General features: G+C 66.6%; 18 protein-coding genes. 4 read left to right on the forward strand and 14 right to left on the reverse strand.

Annotated elements, in window-relative coordinates:
• Nucleotides 1-600: 600 nt before the first annotated feature.
• Nucleotides 601-2775 (forward strand): SUKH-4 family immunity protein, encoded by a 2175-nt coding sequence (locus J7E89_RS18100; protein ID WP_214974722.1) that lies wholly within the window; start codon nucleotides 601-603, stop codon nucleotides 2773-2775.
• Nucleotides 2776-2864: 89 nt separating this feature from the next.
• On the opposite strand, the gene J7E89_RS18105 is transcribed toward J7E89_RS18100, so the two are convergent.
• Nucleotides 2865-3098: a hypothetical protein gene (locus tag J7E89_RS18105; RefSeq protein ID WP_214974724.1), complete on the reverse strand. Its 234-nt coding sequence runs from the start codon at nucleotides 3096-3098 to the stop codon at nucleotides 2865-2867.
• 162 nt (nucleotides 3099-3260) lie between these two features.
• On the opposite strand from J7E89_RS18105, the gene J7E89_RS18110 reads away from it, so the two are divergent.
• On the forward strand, nucleotides 3261-4574 hold the full coding sequence (locus J7E89_RS18110; RefSeq protein ID WP_214974727.1) for an SUKH-4 family immunity protein: 1314 nt from the start codon (nucleotides 3261-3263) through the stop codon (nucleotides 4572-4574).
• Between the two features lie 236 nt (nucleotides 4575-4810).
• Here the strand turns inward: J7E89_RS18110 and J7E89_RS18115 are convergent, their stop codons facing one another.
• The 10 genes from J7E89_RS18115 to J7E89_RS18160 all read right to left on the reverse strand — a co-directional run bounded on the left by J7E89_RS18115 (nucleotide 4811) and on the right by J7E89_RS18160 (nucleotide 12733).
• Nucleotides 4811-5233: a hypothetical protein gene (locus tag J7E89_RS18115; RefSeq protein ID WP_214974728.1), complete on the reverse strand. Its 423-nt coding sequence runs from the start codon at nucleotides 5231-5233 to the stop codon at nucleotides 4811-4813.
• 52 nt (nucleotides 5234-5285) lie between these two features.
• Nucleotides 5286-6362: a hypothetical protein gene (locus tag J7E89_RS18120; RefSeq protein ID WP_214974730.1), complete on the reverse strand. Its 1077-nt coding sequence runs from the start codon at nucleotides 6360-6362 to the stop codon at nucleotides 5286-5288.
• Nucleotides 6363-6417: 55 nt separating this feature from the next.
• On the reverse strand, nucleotides 6418-6732 hold the full coding sequence (locus J7E89_RS18125; protein WP_214974731.1) for a hypothetical protein: 315 nt from the start codon (nucleotides 6730-6732) through the stop codon (nucleotides 6418-6420).
• A 624-nt stretch (nucleotides 6733-7356) separates the two neighbouring features.
• Nucleotides 7357-7902 (reverse strand): hypothetical protein, encoded by a 546-nt coding sequence (locus J7E89_RS18130; RefSeq protein ID WP_214974733.1) that lies wholly within the window; start codon nucleotides 7900-7902, stop codon nucleotides 7357-7359.
• Nucleotides 7903-8175: 273 nt separating this feature from the next.
• Entirely contained in the window at nucleotides 8176-8796 is a 621-nt protein-coding gene (locus J7E89_RS18135) for a hypothetical protein (protein WP_214974735.1), read from the reverse strand.
• Between the two features lie 54 nt (nucleotides 8797-8850).
• Nucleotides 8851-9432 (reverse strand): hypothetical protein, encoded by a 582-nt coding sequence (locus tag J7E89_RS18140; RefSeq protein WP_214974737.1) that lies wholly within the window; start codon nucleotides 9430-9432, stop codon nucleotides 8851-8853.
• Nucleotides 9433-9501: 69 nt separating this feature from the next.
• Nucleotides 9502-9909, reverse strand: a complete 408-nt coding sequence (locus J7E89_RS18145) for a hypothetical protein (RefSeq protein WP_214974739.1) — start codon at nucleotides 9907-9909, stop codon at nucleotides 9502-9504.
• A gap of 1115 nt (nucleotides 9910-11024) precedes the next feature.
• Nucleotides 11025-11309: a hypothetical protein gene (locus J7E89_RS18150; protein WP_214974741.1), complete on the reverse strand. Its 285-nt coding sequence runs from the start codon at nucleotides 11307-11309 to the stop codon at nucleotides 11025-11027.
• A gap of 99 nt (nucleotides 11310-11408) precedes the next feature.
• Entirely contained in the window at nucleotides 11409-11654 is a 246-nt protein-coding gene (locus J7E89_RS18155) for a hypothetical protein (protein ID WP_214974743.1), read from the reverse strand.
• Nucleotides 11651-12733, reverse strand: a complete 1083-nt coding sequence (locus tag J7E89_RS18160) for a hypothetical protein (RefSeq protein WP_251060714.1) — start codon at nucleotides 12731-12733, stop codon at nucleotides 11651-11653. The genes J7E89_RS18155 and J7E89_RS18160 overlap by 4 nt, the downstream gene beginning before the upstream one ends.
• Nucleotides 12734-12755: 22 nt before the next feature.
• Here J7E89_RS18160 and J7E89_RS18165 point away from each other — a divergent pair, with 22 nt between their 5' ends.
• Nucleotides 12756-13052 (forward strand): hypothetical protein, encoded by a 297-nt coding sequence (locus J7E89_RS18165; protein WP_214974745.1) that lies wholly within the window; start codon nucleotides 12756-12758, stop codon nucleotides 13050-13052.
• A 1047-nt stretch (nucleotides 13053-14099) separates the two neighbouring features.
• Here the strand turns inward: J7E89_RS18165 and J7E89_RS18170 are convergent.
• From J7E89_RS18170 to J7E89_RS18180, 3 genes are all read right to left on the reverse strand, one after another.
• Nucleotides 14100-15443, reverse strand: coding sequence for a PQQ-binding-like beta-propeller repeat protein (locus J7E89_RS18170; RefSeq protein WP_214974747.1), 1344 nt, complete (start codon nucleotides 15441-15443; stop codon nucleotides 14100-14102).
• 194 nt (nucleotides 15444-15637) lie between these two features.
• Nucleotides 15638-17035, reverse strand: a complete 1398-nt coding sequence (locus tag J7E89_RS18175; RefSeq protein ID WP_214974748.1) for a hypothetical protein — start codon at nucleotides 17033-17035, stop codon at nucleotides 15638-15640.
• Nucleotides 17036-17582: 547 nt separating this feature from the next.
• The gene (locus J7E89_RS18180; RefSeq protein WP_214974749.1) at nucleotides 17583-18392 is read right to left on the reverse strand and encodes a hypothetical protein; all 810 of its coding nucleotides are present in this window, start codon (nucleotides 18390-18392) and stop codon (nucleotides 17583-17585) included.
• Between the two features lie 116 nt (nucleotides 18393-18508).
• Here J7E89_RS18180 and J7E89_RS18185 point away from each other — a divergent pair.
• Nucleotides 18509-18811 (forward strand): hypothetical protein (locus tag J7E89_RS18185; protein WP_214974750.1); only part of this gene is annotated, 303 nt, incomplete at its 3' end.

Consider the following 18811-nt stretch of genomic DNA (forward strand, 5'->3'; position numbering starts at 1 on the left):
GTGATTCCCGGCAAGGTACGCAGGGTTGATCACCGCCGCCGCTTCCGCATCGGACCACCCCGAGCGACTCCCCGTCCGGCCCGAACGCCACCAGCCCCCACGCCACCCCGCCGCCCCAGCAGCAGGGCCAGGACAACAACACCAAGCCCACCCCCACCACCGGCGTCCGCGACCCGCAACGCCACACCTCCCGGCGCGTCACCAACCCCACCCGCGCCGAGCAGGACGGCCTGGACAACTCGGTCCCCGAGACGAGAACGGCGACCCGACTCGGCAGGCCGACCCCACGAAGGGCCCCTGGGGCCAGAACATCAACGGCGATGGACCCAATTCCCCCGGCAACAACAACTGTGTCGACGTGGCCCTCTCCATGGTGGCCCCGTACGCAGGCAGGCCCACGGCCGCCGCCCAAGCCGGAAGACCCGGCGGAGGAGCACATTGACCTCTCTCCGGACTCGCCGCAACAGGCGGTGCGCAACTACCCAAGCGACGACCAGCACGAGCACGAGCACAAGGACATGGATAACCACCTCACGGCCATCGGCTCGGCCTTTGCGAAGGCTACGCTGCAACGTCGTTCCGTCGAAGTAGGGAGTCCCCATGTCCGAGTCCTCTCCCGACCCCCAACGCTTCGCTCCTGCCCAGGCAGTCGCACAGGTACGTGACTGGTGGGGCGACGGCTCCCCCAAGAAGAAGAACCTGGACGTCATCAGCCTCACCGGCACCTCGGGCGTCCTCGAAGAGGTGCACCGGCACATCCCCCAAAGTGTCCTGCTCGATGCCACGGAAGCGGATGCGGAGGACGTTTTCCGAAGGGCTTTGAGGCTCATCGGGGTGCCCGATGACAAGGCGAGTCCCTACACCTGGCGCAGGGCTGCCCGCCAGCAAGGCGGTGGCAAGCTGGTTCTGATCACGCACGCGGGACGGGCCGGGCTCACCCGCAGGTCCGCCCAGCCCGCTCTTGTTGGTAACCAGGCGGCGGAGTGCCTCTCCCTCGCCGGACCAAGCGTTGTGGTCGATACGCCGCCCCCGGATCCTGGGACGGCGCGGCGCGGTACGCCCTCACTCTGGCTGGACGACACATCGCTCGACAACCCGCAGAACGCACTCGGGGCCGCCGTCGCGGCTGCCTCGCAGTCGCCGCAACTGCGCGCACTGGCCCTGTCCGAGCCGCGGCGCGTGCCGTGGGAGGCATGGAGAGAGTTGGCTCGGGCTGTCGGTGTGGCAGATTCCGACGTGGCAGCCCTGCACCAGCTTGCCGACCGTTTCTCCGGCCTCATCACGGTGTCCGACGCGGAGGTCGCATTCGCCGACGATTCCGTGGCCGACGCCCTGCGTCGTGAGACATCTGCCGAGTTGAGCACGCATGTCAATGACCACATGGTCCAGTGGCTGCGAGGAGTCGCCCCCCAGCTGCGGCATCCTGACGGCTGGGCCGCCTCCGGTCCCCTGGGCCGTTACGCCGCCCATGGTCTGGCCATGCACGCGGCGCAGGCGGGAAAGTTCGACGAGCTGCTGCGGGACGGCAGTGTCCTTGCCAATCTTCCCCAGAACGCGCTCCTGGACGCTGCCCACTGCGCGCACAGCGGTTCGCTGCCCGGCTCGAACGCGGCCGCCGATGCTGTGTACTTGTGGATGTACGGGGTGGCCCCGCCAGATCAGGGCGAATGGGCTTCATGGCTGCACTTGATGGCCATGGCGCGAAAGGACACCGAGCTGTGCGCCGCCATCGAGCACTCCGGCGTACGTCTTCCCTGGAAGGCCCGGTGGACACACTGGCGCCCACCGGGTGGATTCGACCCGGGCTACCTCGAACCCGGTCCGGTCTACCAGCTGTTCCGGGTGTGCTGGCGAGATCGCCTGGCCGTGGCCGCGAGCGCTGAGGACGGCGGCGTACGCGTGTGGGACGCCGAGACCTCGGAGCTCGTGGCGGGCCCGTGGTTCGACGAGAACTTTCCGGACGAGGCAGCGGATGCGCTGGCTTGGCCGCAGGGAACTGGGGAAACCGGCCCGACCCGTCGCAGCGAACTCCTTGCGCACGAGGACCTCGACGAGGGTATCGACGACGAGTTCCTTCCTGTTTCAGTGCGTCTTGGCAACCTCACGGTGTTCGCCGGCCCCGGAGGTGTCTTCGCCGTGGAAGCCGCCCACGCGGAAGCGGAGCACGTGCTCACGCCACTGCGCGGGGCACCGCTGCTCGGCACCAGGACCGCAGCAGGCCTCACACGGCCCGTCAATGCCTCGACCACCACTGCGGCCGACCTGGGAACGCTCTTCCCCCGCGCCCCCGTTCTGCGCACCGGCCCGGACCGTCTGCCGGCCGGCCTGACCGATAAAACCGCCCGCCGTGTACTCACCGATACCGGCCTTCCCGTCATGGATGAAAAGGCAATCAGGCTGGAGCCCGAGTACGAGAGATTCCTGTGGGAAGTGCCCTGGCCGAAGGAGGTCGAGCAGCCCGCAGAGGACGGACCGTTCTTCCAGATCGGCTTGTGGATGGGCGCCGAGATCGTGATCGACGGACCCTCCGGGCACGTCCTGCGCATGCCGCGTACCGCCGAGGAGAGCGGACTGGACGGCCTCCTCGTCGCAACGTCCCTCGACCGCTTCCTGGCCATGGTCACCCAGTGGCTCGCTGGGCGTCGCATTCTCGGGACGCTGGAGAACCAGGACGAGGACCATCTGCTCCGGCAGCACATCGAAGACGCCATCTGGGATATCGACGCGGATGGCTCCCGCGCAGAGGCGTGGACCTACGCACTGCACAACGACTGACGCACCATCCGCAAGGGTGGACGACAAGGGACCATGACCGGCGCAACGAACGACTACGCACGGCAGCCGTACCTGGTAGCCGGCCTGTGTCACGCGATGCAGATTGGCCAGGCGCTCTTCGTATCGGCCCGCGCAACGACCGAGACCTCCCGTGGCAGACCCTGTGGAGCCTGCCGGTCCCTGGCATCCACGCCGTGACCGTGGGCAGCATCCCGGCGTCCGGCGAGGAACAGCCGGGCCCCGTCGCAGCACTCGCTGTCCCAGGGGACACACCTGGCGCGTACCTGGTCGGCGACGGCGGCGCGTCCGTGCTGCTCGTCCACGGCCTGGTCCAGCGGGTCCCTCGATCCCCCGGTGCAGATCTTTCCCGCAGGGAGTCCTCTTCCTCGCCGACGAGCGCGGCGCGAAGACCCTGCGGATCCCGGCGCCGACCACACCGATAGCCTCGTAGCACCATGCCCCCGACGCCCTCGAAGGAGCCCCGCGTGATCAGCCAGGAGCGGGCATTCGCCACCGCCGACCGGTGGCTCAACCCCGACGGTTCAGGGGCTCCGCGGCGCGAGGTCCGCATGCGGGAGTTCGACCTCGGGTGGGTCGTGTGGGCCGCACCCGCGCCGATGGAGCGCGACCCGGAGACCGGGGAGCGGCGGCCGCCCGCGGAGATCGGGGACGCGTGCGGGGTCGTGGACCGGCGTACCGGTGAGCTGACGGTCTGGCCTTCGGTTCCGGTCGACGAGGCCGTACGGATGTACAAGCAGAAGCACGGCGGCGGTTCGTCGGAAAGTGGTCGTCCGGTCACCGGGCCCGGCAACACCGCCGTCTTCACGTACGTCGACCCGGCCAGCGGCGAGGAGACGACCCTCTTCCGCAACTCGGGCCCCGGCCTGCCTCCGGTCGAGTACCAGGCGTGGGCCGAGCTGCAGCGTATGAACGTACCCATCGACAACGTCGTGGCAGTCCACACCGACCTGCGCCCCAGCCTGCTCCCCGGCGGCTACACCGCCGAGCTCCTCAACGCGTTCCCCAACGCCAAGCTGTCCTGCGCCCACAGCTACGGCGCCCGACCGGAAACGCGCGAAGAAGGCATCGCCTCGCTGCTTCAGCACGTCGAGATGATGCACCAGATCGCCGGCCAGCAGCCGCCGCCGCGCCCCTACCGGACCCCGGTCCCCGCGAACGTGACTCCCGCCGAGCCGATGCGCGACGTAGCCCTGGGCCGGCACCTCGTCGAGATCTTCGGTCAGGACGGCGTACGCCGCTACGACGCCGACGACGTCGCCGGCAGCCAACTGCCCGAGACCACCGGCTCGACGCTCACCTGGGCTGGAGTCCCCGCCGACATCCCCCTCTTCTTCACCGCCGACCGGCCCGACAGCCCGCCCGCCGGCGGCCTGTTCAGCGACATAGCCACGAACCTGCGCGAGCGCCGCAGCCCGGCCGGCGAAGAGAAGATCAGCGCGCTGGCGCATCTGGTCCGTATCGGCTGGGACGGGGTAGCCGTCATCGCGGTGCAGTGCCTGCCCGGCACGACGGAGCCCAACGGCCTCGGCGCCCTCTGGGCGATCGACCCCGTCAACGCGGCGACCTGCTACGTCAACGTCTCAGCCGCCGCCTTCGCGCGCGCCCTCGCGCTCCTGGTCACCACACGGCAGCAGATGCAGGGCATGGACCCGGTTGCGGCCGGTACGGCGGTGGCGGCGTTCCAGGCTCAGTTGCTTGCCATCGACGCCTCGGCGCTGGCAGATCCGGGCTCGTGGTGGTCGTTGATCGTCGAGCAGATGTGGCACGGGCTGTTCTGAGTGAAGGCCAGTGAACTCAGAGAGTCCTACGCCGCCCGGTCCACTTCCCGTACTACCGAGCGATAGAGCGGTCAGCGAAGCGTGAGCCCGACGAGAACCAGCAGCCGTGAACGTCCGGAAAGCGCTGCTCGATGGCGGGCGGGCCCTCGGTTTAGAAGGGCACGACAACGCGATCGGGCCGTACGCCGCGGGGGCCCGCCGGCGTACGGCCTGAAAATGGCAGGTGAGCGGGTGGCTCAGTAGAGCGAGAATCCGCCGCTGTGGCGCCCCTGGCTCTTTTTCGGAGTCGGCGAGGGCTCGCCCTGGGAGCGCCTCGGCTCGGACGGGTCCGAGGACGGGTCGCTGCTCGCCGGTACCTCACCCTGCCTGATCTGCTCGCGCTCCTCGTCGGAGAGCGCCTCCCACTCGCCGCGCAGCGATGCCATGCCGCCACCGAGGGCTCGTGCCGTCGAAGGGGCGTCCATGGCGTCGCGCAGGGTGACGCGGCCCGAGAGCAACTTCTTTGCGGCGTCCTGGAGTTCTTTGCTGGCGCCGCCGCCGTCGGCGAGTTTGCGCAGCGCGGAGTTCAGTGAGCGGACCTGCTCCGGTTCGAGCGCTTCGTCCCACACGCCGCGGTCGGGGGAAGGCCCCTGGGGGTTACGGGGTTGCTGCTGAGCCATCTCGCTTCTCCTCACCTCTCGTCACCCGAAGTATCTCTCGTCGTATCTCTCGTCACCCGAAGTCGGTACGGATTCGGTCGGCTGTTGACGGTTGTCCGGGCAACGCCCCTCTCGCGGGCGCGGGCTCGGATGCGGAGGCCCTGGGGGCGGCGGGCGGCGTGTCCGGGGCGGTCGCGGCCCGGCTGTCGGCTGGTGCGGCCGGCTGCGAGTCCGCTGCCGCGGGCACTGCCGCCGCTCCCGGCTCTCCGTTCTCTCCGACCGCTTCCGCCGCCGCCGACCCTCGTCCGGTGGCATGGTTCAGGCCCTGGTCCGCGGCTGCCTCCGCGCGCTGGGCAGCCCGTTGCGTTACGGCATCCACGTACGTACCGGGGTCGGCGAGCCCGACGATGTTGTCCTTGACACCCATGAGACCGTCCTTGAGCCCCTTCGTGGCCGACTCCTTGAAGGCGCCGAGGCCCTTTCCCGCGGCGTCCTTGAGGTCGATACCGTCCTGCGCGCCGAAGTTGGCCTTGACCCCCTGCTCGATAAGGTCCTGCCCCATCGCCGTCGCGCCTTCCTTTGCCGCTGCGGTGACGACTTCCTGAACCATGTCCCTGAGCGCCCGGACTGATGCTTCCTTCAGGGTGTCCGCGATCGTTGTGACGATGACCTGCTTGAGCTCGTCGAGCAGCCTTCGTACGACGACACGGGTGATCTGAACGGCGCCCACCGCGCCCAGCTCCGAGAGCCCGAAGGTAAGCGGAGCCGCTGCCTGTGCTGCGGCGATCTCAAAGGCCAGCGCGATGAGTTGGGCAATGACGGCGAGTTTGCTTGTGAGTACGCACATGGCGACCGTGTCGAGAGCAAAGGCAATGGCGTTGGCGGCCTCGACTGCGTCGTTCAGATAGCCGTCCCCGCCGGATTCGAACTTGCGCCATTTCTCCTCGAAAGCTTCAACAGCTTCACCCGCATTCGACGACCGAATCGCGGATGCCGCAGCAACTCCACGCGATCCCAACTGGGCGGCCGTCAAGGCAAACTGCCGCCACGCCGTGGCGGCACTGTGAATCTCGTCTTCGTTCGCATCGGGCCACTCGTAACCGAGCAGCCCGAGAACCCAGTCGACCTCGCGAGGCAGCATCAGTGCCATGTGGGTCACAACCCCCGTGTCGTCGTTCCACAGGCCCCGCACATGGGGCCCGCCCTCAGATGGCCTTGTACGCCTCGTACGTACGCTTTTCGACGCCCCCGTACGCATCACCCATGTGCCGCAGGTTCGTGCCCATCTTCTTGAGCCGGCCACCGAGGCTCTCCATGGAGTCGAGCATCCCGTCCTTCACCGGCTGGTAGACGACATCGAACGGTCCGCCGATGACATCCTCACCCCAGGGCGTCCCGATGCCTTCCAGGGTCTTCTTGAGCTCACCAGTCGCGGTCACAAATTCTCTACCGATCTCCCTGAATTCCTCGCCTTGGATCTTCAGCGTCCGGTGATCGACGTCGAAACCGCCAACAGCCATGCCCACTCCCCCGATTACCTTGCGCTTCGCACGCACGAGCAACTTGATGCAGTCAAAAACCTAGCGCACTGAAGTGATAGAAAAGTCATTCGAATGGCGCTTGAACTGACGTGCAGACGCCCTGAGTCAGCAATGATCCGCACAGACGAACGAAGCAGAAGGCCAGAATCGCCATGGCTCGATCGCAGCAGCGCGCAGGGAACGAACCGCTCACTGTCCCGGCTCGCGGGAAGTGCGTCGGCGCGTACCAAGGGGCGTACGCAGCAGGGTGGGTCGGCACGCAGTGCACCGTGAAGGTGGAGGGATGCGAGGTGAACTACCTCGTCGCCGGCTTCTTCACGGGTTGGGTCCTCATCGGCCTCGGCGTCTTCTGCGTCGCCACGGGCTACGCACCCTCCGGCCGGAGCCGGATCTCGTACAACGAGGCATGGGAAGCGGCGGGACGGAACGTGACGCGGGCGGCCGTGGTCGGGATGATCGGCGCGGGGATCGTGGGGGCCGGGCTTGGGCTTTCGTACCTGGTCAGCCTCTTCTTCCGAGGGACTCTCGTTCGCATCATGAGGTGCCCTGCTCGGCGCCCACGGCTCCTGTCGAGCGGATACGGGGGTGTCGCCGCACCGCCGATCAGGTGGGAGGGCCGAGACTCAGGGCCCCGACACCGGCCCTCCTGGCCCGCGCCATACGGTTCTTGTCACGTACGATCTCCCGGTACTCCTCCAGGGGCGTCCGGCTGCCACGCTCCAGGGTCATGAACTCACTGCCGCCCGGCACGGCGATCACTCCACCGAATTCGGGGTCACCGGCGAACCAGGCACTCTCCTCCATCTCCCCCGTCCAGCGCTTCCTCCGCAGCGGGTTGACCGCGCGCATGGTCTTGGACCAGGCGCCGTCCGCGTCGGCCTTGAGCCGCACAGGCAGTGCCATGACATCCTTGACGTCATTGCACGGACGCACGGAAGCGCGGTGCTCCCAGGGATACTCGCGGAGCACCTTCCGGATCTTGCGCAGGCGGAGGACCGGCCCCCACGAGTACAGAGCCATGGCGAAGGCGAACGGTGCCGCGATCAGACACAGGACGGCCGCGATGCGCATCCACATCGGCTGGGTTCTGGGCTGATCCGCCAGTATTCCCGTCACCGCCAAGGTCGCCAGCAGCAGAATTATGGTCACCGGCAAAACCGCCACCGCGCGCAGTCGTGCTCGCTGCCAATTCCGCCGCGTCTGCGGATGATCGAAGGCGCACTTGTACGGGGGGACTTGGGCTGTGGGGTACATCTGGCTGGCTCCTGTTCGGGTTCCGAGAGTTGGGGCAGGCACCCGTCACCGCGACATCACGGTCGGCCTTGCCGACCGTGATGTCGCGGCTCAGGGCGCTGGTCAGGGCCTTGCCCGCGAGCGTACTGCCGTGCGGAGCCAGGGCAGCGGGCGAGCGGCGCCGGAGCGTCACGCTCGGCCCCGGCCGGGCTCCTTGCTCAAGCGATCCCGGCTGCGATCGTGCTCGCTCCGACGGCGACCGGACGCCGAGCCCCAGTAGTCCCGCTCCAGGGTCATCAGCCCACGACCTCCCGGCAGCGCGATGACTGCCCCAGTGGTGGCAACACCGGCCAGCCAGATGCCCTGCTCCATCGCCGGGTCCCAGCGATACCACCGCAGCGGGTTACGGGCAGCCATGACTTGCCCCCACTCCTCCCCTTCCTTGGCCTTGAGCTGCACGGCAACGCCCTTGGCTTCCCTGGCGTGCGGGTGCTTGCGGGCAGCTGCCCGGAACTTCCATGGGTTGGACTGCAGAACCTTGCGCATGCGGCCAAGGCGGCGAAGCGACCCGATGTAGGCGTACAGGCCGGCGGGAAGGACGATGCCGAAGAAGAGAGCGGGCAGAAGACCCGCACCGGCCAGGCGGATCTGTGTCTCGTACGTGCCCACAAGGCCAAACGCCACCAAGGTCACCATGATGAGGACGACAAGTCCACCGGCCACGCGCAGTCGCGCCCGCCGCCACGCCTGCCGTGTCGGGGCATGGTCGAAGGCCCGCTGGTCCGGCGGGATTTGGGCGTCTGGCGTCATGTTGCCGGCTCCATACATTCGCAATTCCGATTCATTACGTTTCGCGACCCTTCGTCACGGTCGATTCAGGTGCAGGGTCATGAGTCGGTGCCCGCCCGGCAGAGCAAGTACGCCACCGCGGCCAGGGTTGCCCGCGAACCAGGCCCCGTACTCCAGCTCTTTCGACCAGCGCTTACGCAGACGCCATGTACCCGCGGCCAGCACCGGCGTCCAGCCCTCGTCGCCAACCCCGTTACGCCCGTCACCCGCGTCACCGCCGTCACCGCCGTCACCGAACCTGAGCTGTACGGCCGTGCCTGCACTGACTTTGGCGTCCGGCCTGCGGACCGCGGAGCAGTACCTCCAGGGGTGGGACTTCAGAACTTTCTCGACGGCACGCAGCCACAACAGCGCCCTGCCCGGAGCCGGCAGCAGGAACGCAGTCGGTATCAGCAGGAAGGATGCGGCGCCCGAGACGAGCTGCGTCTCCTCTTCCTTGAACGCCGTTGCCACGATGAGCAGGCCCAGCCACACCGCGACCCTGATCAGGAGGCTGATGCGAGCCCTGCGTCGGACCTTCTCAAAGGCCTGCCGAGTGGCGGGGTCGTCGAAGGCGCACTCGGCCAAGGGAAGGGGGACAGAGAGACTGGACTTCACGTGTACGACTCCTCGTCATGGGGTTCAGCAAAGATGATCACCTGCGGAGACCCGCACTCAAATTCCCCATCACCGGCGAACCTGGCACCCTGCTCCATCGCCGTCGTCCAGCCCTTCCTCTGCAGCGGATCCCGCCGGAGTGGCGACGGACGTCAGGAGGAGGCTGTCCAGGTACTCCTTACGGACGCCCGCAGCGTTGACCCACGCGAGACCGGGTGACAGGAACGCCACGACGGCCAGGATGATGGTCATGACGGTGCCTACGCCGATCATGGCAATCCCCAAGGCCAGCAGGCTGAGCAGCAGGGCCCAGAAACCGCCGGCGTGCAGCGCCGGGTCCCAGACTGGGTACGGACAGATCGCACGCAACTCGCGTCCCTCGACAAGGCGCTTGGCCGCCGGGACCGGCGAGCCTTCGGGCAGATCCGAGCCATCACTGGCCTCCACCCAGCCCCGGACGTAATGCTCGCCGTCCACGACGAGCACCGCTTGGGCGGCCGGGGCGCCCTGAGGTTCTGCTCTGGCTCCTTCCCCCCCAATAGAGCTTCGCCGGACTGCCGCTGACGTGCCGGGCGAGAGTATCGGGCTCGAATGCCGCGTCCATGAAGAGGCCGAGCCGCTCCCCGCCGATTCCTTCAAGCCCCAGGCAAGGTTTCGGCTCCCTCGCAGCCACTCCCTTCGGCGTTCTCCTGGGCACGGCCACTCTTCCGCCGACCGGGGTGACCACCAGAGAGCGGGAGCGTCCCGCCCGCGAACCGGGCGTGCCAACCGACCTGCCGCCCACCACAGCGAAGAACAGACACCCTGTCGTCCAGACCGGCACAAAGAGCAACAGCCCCCACGCTGGGCCGCCGACCTTACGCTCCAGGGAATCCCTGCCAGCGTCGAGGAATACACCGACGTGCGGCGAGGACGGAGCGTAGAGAGACCAGACGTGGTCACCAGGTTCAGCGGGTGTCTTTGAGGAGACGGTACCTTCCTCCGATTGGCTCCCGCCGTCGAAGGGCACGGCAACTTGGACCCCGGTACGGTAGTAGTCGGACCCCTTGAGCTTCTCGACGAACTCCGATGACAGCACCTTGTGGACTTCCACCTGGCGATTACGTGGCCCGCATCGACGATCCTCCACGCTGCGGCCGACTTTCAGGCTCTGCGCCCTTCAGGCCACCAGCGTCGACGCGTAGCCACTCCGCCCGGCTCCGGCGAGGGCCCTCGCCGAACAACCGTGAGGCAGCCGGCGACGTCAACTGCTGCCACCACAAGGCAGGCGAGAGCGTCCCACCGGGGTGGCGGCAAGGACGGCTTCAGCAGCAGTCGCACCACTGCCGCAAGCAGCCCGAGGCCTCCGACTGCCAGCCAGGCCGACACCGCTCGGAGCTTCCCGCTCATTCCAACCTCTCCTTGATCGTTTGCCCGCCTCAGGCGAGCGTGCCCTGGCCAGTGAAAGGGACGGCCTCCCGGAGAAGTGCCCTGCTCCATGGGTGCCTCTGAGATAGCGGGCGGCGACACGTAGGCGTGCCCATACGCAGAGCAGGCGCGCCTACCGGGCGAGCGAACCTGATCCGGGACCTCCAGGGGCGCGGCCCGGTGACCTACCGGATCGGCGCCCGCCGCTTGAGGCCGGCCTGCATCGCCCTCTTGAGGCGCTCCGCTCCGGCTTCCTCTCGCTGCCCGGACATCAGCTCCCAATCGCGGGGCTGCATGAACAACAGCTGACCGGACCCCGGTACTAGCGCCGCACCCCCGAAGACCTCGTCACCGGCGAACCAAACGCCGCCCTCCATGCCCTTCAGCCAGCCCGGACGCGAAAGGGGGTCCACGGCCGCCAGCACCGGCGAGCGGTCGGCGCCCTTCTCTCCGATGGTCAGAACCCGCACCCTGTTCCCCTTCATTTGCAGCGTCTCGACCGGACCGCGGAATTCAAGGGGGTACCTACGGAGGGCCCGCGAGCACCTCCAGGTCCAGGACAGAGCCGCTCAAAAGAATATCAACGCGATCAACAGACCGACGAACCCCACGATGGCCAGCGGCAACAGATAATCAATCCCCGTCACGAAAACCAGAATGAACATGGGCGCGAAAATGACGAAGTACTTCGCGAACCGCTTCAGGGCCGTGACGTAGTGATACTTCACCGCTGACTTGAAGTCGGTTCCATCGGTTGCGTACGGAACTTGGGAAGTCTCCAGCATGGCATTGTCCTCTTGCTCTTCTGCGTTCATCCGAAATCGCTCTTCATCGCTTCTGCGACGGAGCCCGAAGCTACCGACTCGAAGGCGTGTTCCCCTTCAGCCCGCGCCGGATCGGTGAACGTCACTGTACGGGCGGTGCCGAGCAGGACGCCGCGGTAGTCATCGGCGAACTCCACCGACGCGGTCACCATCTGTACTGCGATGACTGACGAGGATCGCGTGTCCGGAATCGCCACCATCCCCTGCCAGACCTCTTCCTGTCTGGGCTCCTCTTGGCCCTCAGGAGGTACGCCCGGGGCCACCGTGGTCTGCACCGACTCCGACAAGAACCCAGTACCAATGGGCAGTTCGACGGGTCGCATACCGTCGCCGGAACCGCTCCCCGCTCCGCCGGCCAGCATCTTGGTGAGTACGCGTTTGGGGTTCATTCCTGGCGTCGGAACGCTGAAAACCGTGAGGACAGAAAGCGCGGAACCGCCGCTGTCGTCGGGATGCATACCCAGCGCACATCCCTGCACCTGCTGCTTCTGCAGCATCATCACAACGATGGCGTACAGCCGGAACACCTGGTCTGCGCGGTCGCGGACCTCGCTGGGAAGGTCGTTGATCTGCCGCGCCACCTCTGCGAGTCCGGCGGGTGACGGTTGGAGATCCACCTGGCGGTAGCCGAGGGGAAGTCCGTACCAGAAGGCCGACTTCTGCTCAACAGCCGCGATATCGAAAAGGTCGTTCACAGCCGGATGCCCCTTGCGAGTTCGCCCAGATCGGTACACTTGGACATACCTGGTGGATTCCACTCCCTGGGCCTGGACTTGGACGAAGAGGGGCGTCTCGAGCAACTCTGGTCCATCGCGGAGGAAGTCTGGCCGCACGGCACCGGCTTCCAACGCGAAGTCACCTTCCACACTTACCGTGAGATTGGCGATCACGCCCTCACAGAGGACTCCTTCTACGCGGGCTTCTGCCTGGACGAGGCACCGAACGGCCGCCTCACCACCGCCTCGCTGCTGGCCCGCCTCGACCCTCTGGACGAGGCCGATGCCGAGTTGTCCGCGCACGGCCTTTTCGAGGCGCTCTCCGCGAACGAGAACAAACACGGTCGAGGACATCCGCGTTCCAGCAGGGCCGGGCGTGCTCGTGCTGTGCGGCCTGGAATGGCAGTCCGACCCGGACGATGACACGGCGCCGTCCCTGCCCCGCGCGCGGGCCGATGTCTACCTCCCCCTCCCCCGCATGCGTCGGCTCCTCGTCATGAGCCTGACCACTCCGTCGCTGCCGGATCTTCCGTTCTACGTCTCACTGTTGTCGAAGTCGGCCCACGACCTCACGATCTCCAGCGGCGTGGAGCCGCCGCCTGCCTCTGGCCCGGAGAACGGCGGTGAAAGGAGAGCCCGTACCTCCGACCAGGTCAGGGCGGACGTCGGGTAGTAGACAGGCAGGCACCGCTCACACGGCGAACAGTTGGATCGTGAAGCTTCAGGACAACGGACGTCACTCCGGTGGTCATAAACCTCTATCCGCCCCAGCTCAAGGAGATGCGGCGCGCTGTACGGTCACGGCCGGAGCGGCGATCAGGCTGGTCGCCGCTACCGGAGGCACCCGGGGAGACGAACTGGTGAACCAGCTCCGGTTCGCCGCCGGCCACTGGGCGCCCCTTCTGCGTCAGACGACTGCGCACACTGCCCTCGGCATCTCCCGCTTTATGCAAGGTTCACCGGTATCGGACGGCACCTCCCGGATCGCAACCCGGACTCCGCGAGGACGGTGAGCACGTCACTCACAAGCGACTCGCCGCCCGGGATCATGCGAAGTCTCGGCCTGACCGGGCTTCGGCTGTGCCGCAGGCACAGCGCCTGCGGCACATGCTGCTGAATGGCATGGATACAACACCCGGGAGAGACTAACCTCTCGGCCCTGGTGGAACGCGGCGTTGTTCGCCGGCATCCTCAGCGCGATGGTGGCCCTGGGTGGCCTTGCAGCGGCTTGCCTGCCGGGCTTCGGCGTCGCCATGCGTGTGATGAACGGCGCGCGTTGGCTGTCGTCGGCGTCACTGGATTCTGAGCAGCTGTCGCAGCCACAGCGGCAAGCTGTTGGTGCTGGCTCTGACGACAATGGCAACTGGAATATTCGAGAGCGCAGCGAGGAGACCGACGATGCCGACTCGCCTGCAGCCTCATCTGCTGGCGACGCCTCAAGAGACACGCCTCGTGATCGTGTTACGAGCTCTTTGGCTCGGGAGCTGCGTGACGGAAGAAACCGCGGCGCGCCATGGGGCAGCGCAATCTCCCGCTCCGGACTGGACGTTGATCGTGTTCTACGACCCTAGCTGACGCCCGGGCAAGCGTTCCCCGGGAGGGCTACCGGGGCCCATCGGGCCAAGTGCACTCGCCAGCAGGAAAGTTACGACGAACGAACGATGTCCCACGGCACGAGGCGAGGCAGACAGCGATGGCTGCCTCGCCTCGCCGGAGATCGCTAGGAATCCGTCGTCGGCAACGCGATAAGTGAGTACGACGAACTACCTGCGAGGCCGGAGGCTCCGCCGTTGTCGGACAGGTAGAGCGTGCCCTTGTTCCAATACGGCCGCCCGAAGACGCTGCTGCCCTTGTCGACCTCTTCGGGGTACTCGGCGACTGTCTCCATCGCGCCGTCCTTGGGGGCGAACTCCACCAGCTTCGGCTCATGCGAGGCCTGGGTGACGTACACCAGCGGTCGCTCGCTACCGGTGTCCGTCAGCGGAATGTAGTGAATCGTGTCCACAGGATCCGTCTTCCACAATTCCTTCCCGCTGTCCAGGTCGTAGGCAATCAGCACATTCTGCTCACCCTTGGGGTTGTTCCGCGGGGAAACCTCCATGACGAAGATATTGCCGAACCCAGCCGCCTCATGCGTCGGGTCACCGCCGTCCCCGAAGTGGACGTAGTACTTCTCCTCCAACTCCGGCAACTTCCCACGCATTTCACCGGTCTTCTCATCGAGCGCGAAGGCACCTTCGTATCCGCTGATGACAAGCGGCGAGGTGGTGAGGATGCCCGAGACCGCATCCTCACCAAATTTCTTCGTCCACTCAGGCTCACCGGTGGCGGGATCGATCAGCGATACCTCGGTCCACTTCTTCTCGTTGCCCTCAAGTGGATCGCCCTTGCTGCACGATGCCCGGCGTATCAGGTTCTTGCCGCCGGTGAATTGGCCTGTTCCGCAGTAGGGCGTAGCCGTCTTCTTCAAGTCCCAGGCCACGGAGCCGTCCGCCGCCTTCAGTACCTTCCCGCCGAGCACCACGGTCTCACCGGTGCGGGCCACGCTCAGCCCCTTGCCGGAGAAGCCTCGATGCCACAACTCCTTGCCGGACTTGAGGTCGAACGCGGCGACGTTGTTGCATTCGCCCTCGCCTCCCTCCACACCTCCCGAGGCGCCATACGCAACGATCCCGATTCCGCCATCAGAAGCAGAAGGAGCGACGCATGCTGTGTTACCCGCGCCGGGCAGCGGTGTGGCCCACAGTTTCTTTCCTGTGTCGCGAGCGTAGGCCTTCACCCCACCGGGCGCGGTCTGGATCACGGCCTTGTCGGTGAACCAGGTGCCGGCTCCGTCCAACTCGCTCGAGCCCTCTCCCGACTTCGCCTCCACAGTCCACAACGGCTCGACGGCGCCACTCGCCAGCACGTACCACGCGGCGCCGCCCGCCCCACCGAGCACGATCAACGCGAGAACCAGCAGCACGATCAGGCCGGTCTTCTTCTTACGCGGCGGCGCTGCCGGAACGGGAGCCCCGGGGAACTGCTGCTGATAGCCATAGCCCTGCTGGGGCTGGGGCGCCATCGGCTGCCGCTGATAGCCGTATCCCTGCTGCGGTGCGGGCGTGGGCTGTTGCTGCGGGTAGCCGTATCCGGGCTGTGGCACGGGAGCCTGCTGAGGCGGCATAGACGGCTGCTGCTGAGGCGGCACGGGAGCCTGCGGCGGCATGGGCGGCTGCTGCCCATAAGGGCTGGTGCCCGGCACGGGTCCGTTGGTGCTCATCGGCTGTTGCTCCTGACGTACTGGGCCCACGCGGCCTGGAATTCGCTCTCGCCCATACCCACGGCACTCTGCAGCTGCTGGTCGAGTTCCGTGGGCTTCTTGTAGTGGTCGACCACGAACTTGAAGACCGCCTCCTCGCCGCCCTCCTCGGCGATGAACCGGATGGCGAGGTAGCTGAGGGCGTAGTTCATGCTGACCGGGTTGGCGTCACTGTCGAAGTCGCTGCTGGGCAACTCACCGTCGAATTCCTGGCCTGCCAGGGCGTTTCGAACGCCCTGATCCCCCAGCTCCCGGTCGAATCGGTTCGTGACGTATTCCGCGAACCCTTCGACAACCCAAGAACGGAGACTCTTCTCGTCGTCGAAGGAGTAGGAGCCGCTGTCTTGTGGCTGCACGAGAGCATGCGCGATTTCATGCCGCGAGATATCCGCAACGCCGCGCCTCCACGCAGACGAAGTGAAGCGCTCTGACGAGGCATCCATCTTGATGCGCGCGCCGCCGAATTCGAGCCGGTCCTCCTTGCCGCCGTATCCCTCATTGAAGGTCGGCATCGGCACGCTCTGCCCGGCATCCCAGCCAACGTCCAGGCCACCATTGTTGTAGAGCTTCGTGTACGTCTTCCGGTCCGGTTCGACGACGACGAGGAAGCCCTTGGGAGTGTTGGGAACCGACGGGGCCTTTGACTTCCACAGGTCCAGATCGGTCTTCGCGCTCTGCTCGATGATCGGCGCGTAGCGACTCGCAGCGGCGGCGTTCTTCTTCGCCGCGATCGTGACCGTGTGCCCTTGCCGCTTCACGTACATGTCGTCGTAAAGGTCCCAGGGAGCCGGGTAGTAGACCGCGGTGGCGCCCAACCCATACGCGGACGGCGAACCGCCCACGCCGGTGATGCGCGGCTCCGCCTCCTTGGAGTCCCGCTCCACCTCCCAGCGGTACCACTCGGAGACCGGACGTACGTCAACGCCCTCGATCTGGTGGACGAAGGCGACATCGAGAGCGAGCTTCACATCGGAGCCGTATTCATCCGAACCGTCGCCCGTCTGCTGAAGGACCATGTACTTGGACTCGGCGAAAGGCACCTTGCGCAGATTGCGGAATATCTGGCGCTGCTCCTCCTTCGCCTCGCCGTCGAAGGGGGCCAGGTACTCGTCCTCGTCACCGCTCTTCAGCGCCTGGGTGCGCCCATTGAGCAAGGTTGCTATGTCCTCTTGGCTCAGCACCTGTTCGGTGTCGTCCCCCGTACCTTCGGCGCCGGGCATGGAACCCCCGCCCACCGCCTTGTACACCGCAAACCCACCGACACCGAGCACAGCCACTAGCGCCAGGGCCGAGAGCCCGATGACGGCCGTCTTCAAGCCCTGACCGCCACCCGGGTCGTTGGGCGGTGGCGGCACGGGCGGGTACCACCCGGGCTGCTGGGGCGGTGCCCCATAAGGACCACTGGGCTGCTGGCCCGGTGCCCCGTACGGAGCCGCAGGGCCCGGACCTCCGGGCGGCGCCGAATAAGACATAGCTTCCCTCTCGCACAATTCACCTAGTGAGGGAGCGCGTGACGCGGCCTGGCCGCACGCAAAGGCGAGCCAGCATCTCGGCCGACCCGCGACGGAGTTACGTATGCAGGCTCATGTTGAGCGAGGCTCGCACACTCCGGACCACTCTCCCCGTTAGTCACACAACACCTTATGGGCTTCGCTAACACAAGGCCGCCCCAGCCCCGTAGGACTTCGTGCAGAAACTGTGATTGGTCGCGTTCGGCTGCACAGGCCGGATCCCGGGCTGACCGCCAATCGGCGGGCCAGGCACGCCACTTCGGCTACCCGAGACCAGGGCTCATGAACTCTTCGGCCCTGGGCAGACAAACGCGGCAAGCAGCTCCTCCAAGAGCAAGGTCCGGCGGACAACTGCCCACCGGACCTTTCACTGCACAGCGGCTGCGCCGAATCAGACGCTCGGCGCCTTCACGACCTCACCGGACGGTGCCTTCGCGCCTACCGGCTTGCCGAAGTCGGAGAAGACAATGTTCTGCGCGTTGTCATCCCCGCCCTTGATTTCGCGCTTAAGGAGGTTCGACGGGCCTGTCGCCGCAACGTAGTACGTGATCGACTTACTCGCGTCGACCTTGTTGACGATCGGCACCACCGACGTCCCGTCGAGATCCACTACCTGGCCCTTGACCGGGTTGCTGCTGGCCTTGTCGGGGGCCGTGAACTGCTCGGGGTGGCAGTAGCTGATGAAGTTTTTCAACATCGGCTGGGTCGGCGTGCCGTGCATCCACTTGCCGACAGGAATTTCAGCGCCATTGGCCTTGGCCCAAGAAGCAACCTTGGCGTCCACCTTGGCCCAGGCGTCATCGCCCTTACGGATGATCTCCCAGGAGCCCAGCTCCGGCTTTTCGACCGTCCCGACGCACTCCGTGGCCGAGACCAGCAAGTCGGTCTTGGATGCCTCGCTGGTCGCCCGCTGCCGGAACGAGCCCGCGTCGGCGTTGGCCTGCGTGGCCTTGCTGTAGATCTCCTTGGCGGACAACTTCTCGACGCCGTTCGGCTTGGCATCAGTCCCGGCATCGGCACTCTGCGACGGCTTGGTGTCACCGGCAGGCGCAGCCCCGCCGTTCTCCTGACAGGCGGCCAGCGGCACGAGTGCGACAGCGCAGACAAGGGCGCTGGCGGTGCGCCGGACGGACAGGACACGTGTGTTGTTCATGAGATCCCCGTGAGCTTCGCAGTTTCTGTGATCATGTGCGCGCCCCATCCAAGCAGCGTCCCGAGTCTCACCACGCTGTGGGAGGGACGTAGGCGGGAGACCTGTACCGTCCCCACATCCATCCCCCACATCTCGAACCCGGACAGCCAACACGGGGCGGCACCATGATCGAGCCAGAGCTGGCAGCACTGACCCTCCAGGACAGAGAACTGCCCCGTCCTGACCTGGGTGGCCGGGCACTCGGCGCGGCGCTCTTCCTGGCCACCTTCGTCTGCTTCAGCTTCGCCTTCGTCGACGCCGCGCACGCTGCGGGCATCGCGGGCACACACGGCACCGGCACCAGGCCGCTCACCGTGCAGCTCGCCTTACTGAGCATCCTCACGAATCCAGCGGGCGTCGTACCCAGGGAACCACGAGCAAGGCGGGTAGCAGACTCCTACTATCGAGCTAGTACTCCAGCAGTACTT

This window comes from Streptomyces sp. ISL-100, from assembly GCF_018614615.1.
Taxonomy (GTDB): domain Bacteria; phylum Actinomycetota; class Actinomycetes; order Streptomycetales; family Streptomycetaceae; genus Streptomyces.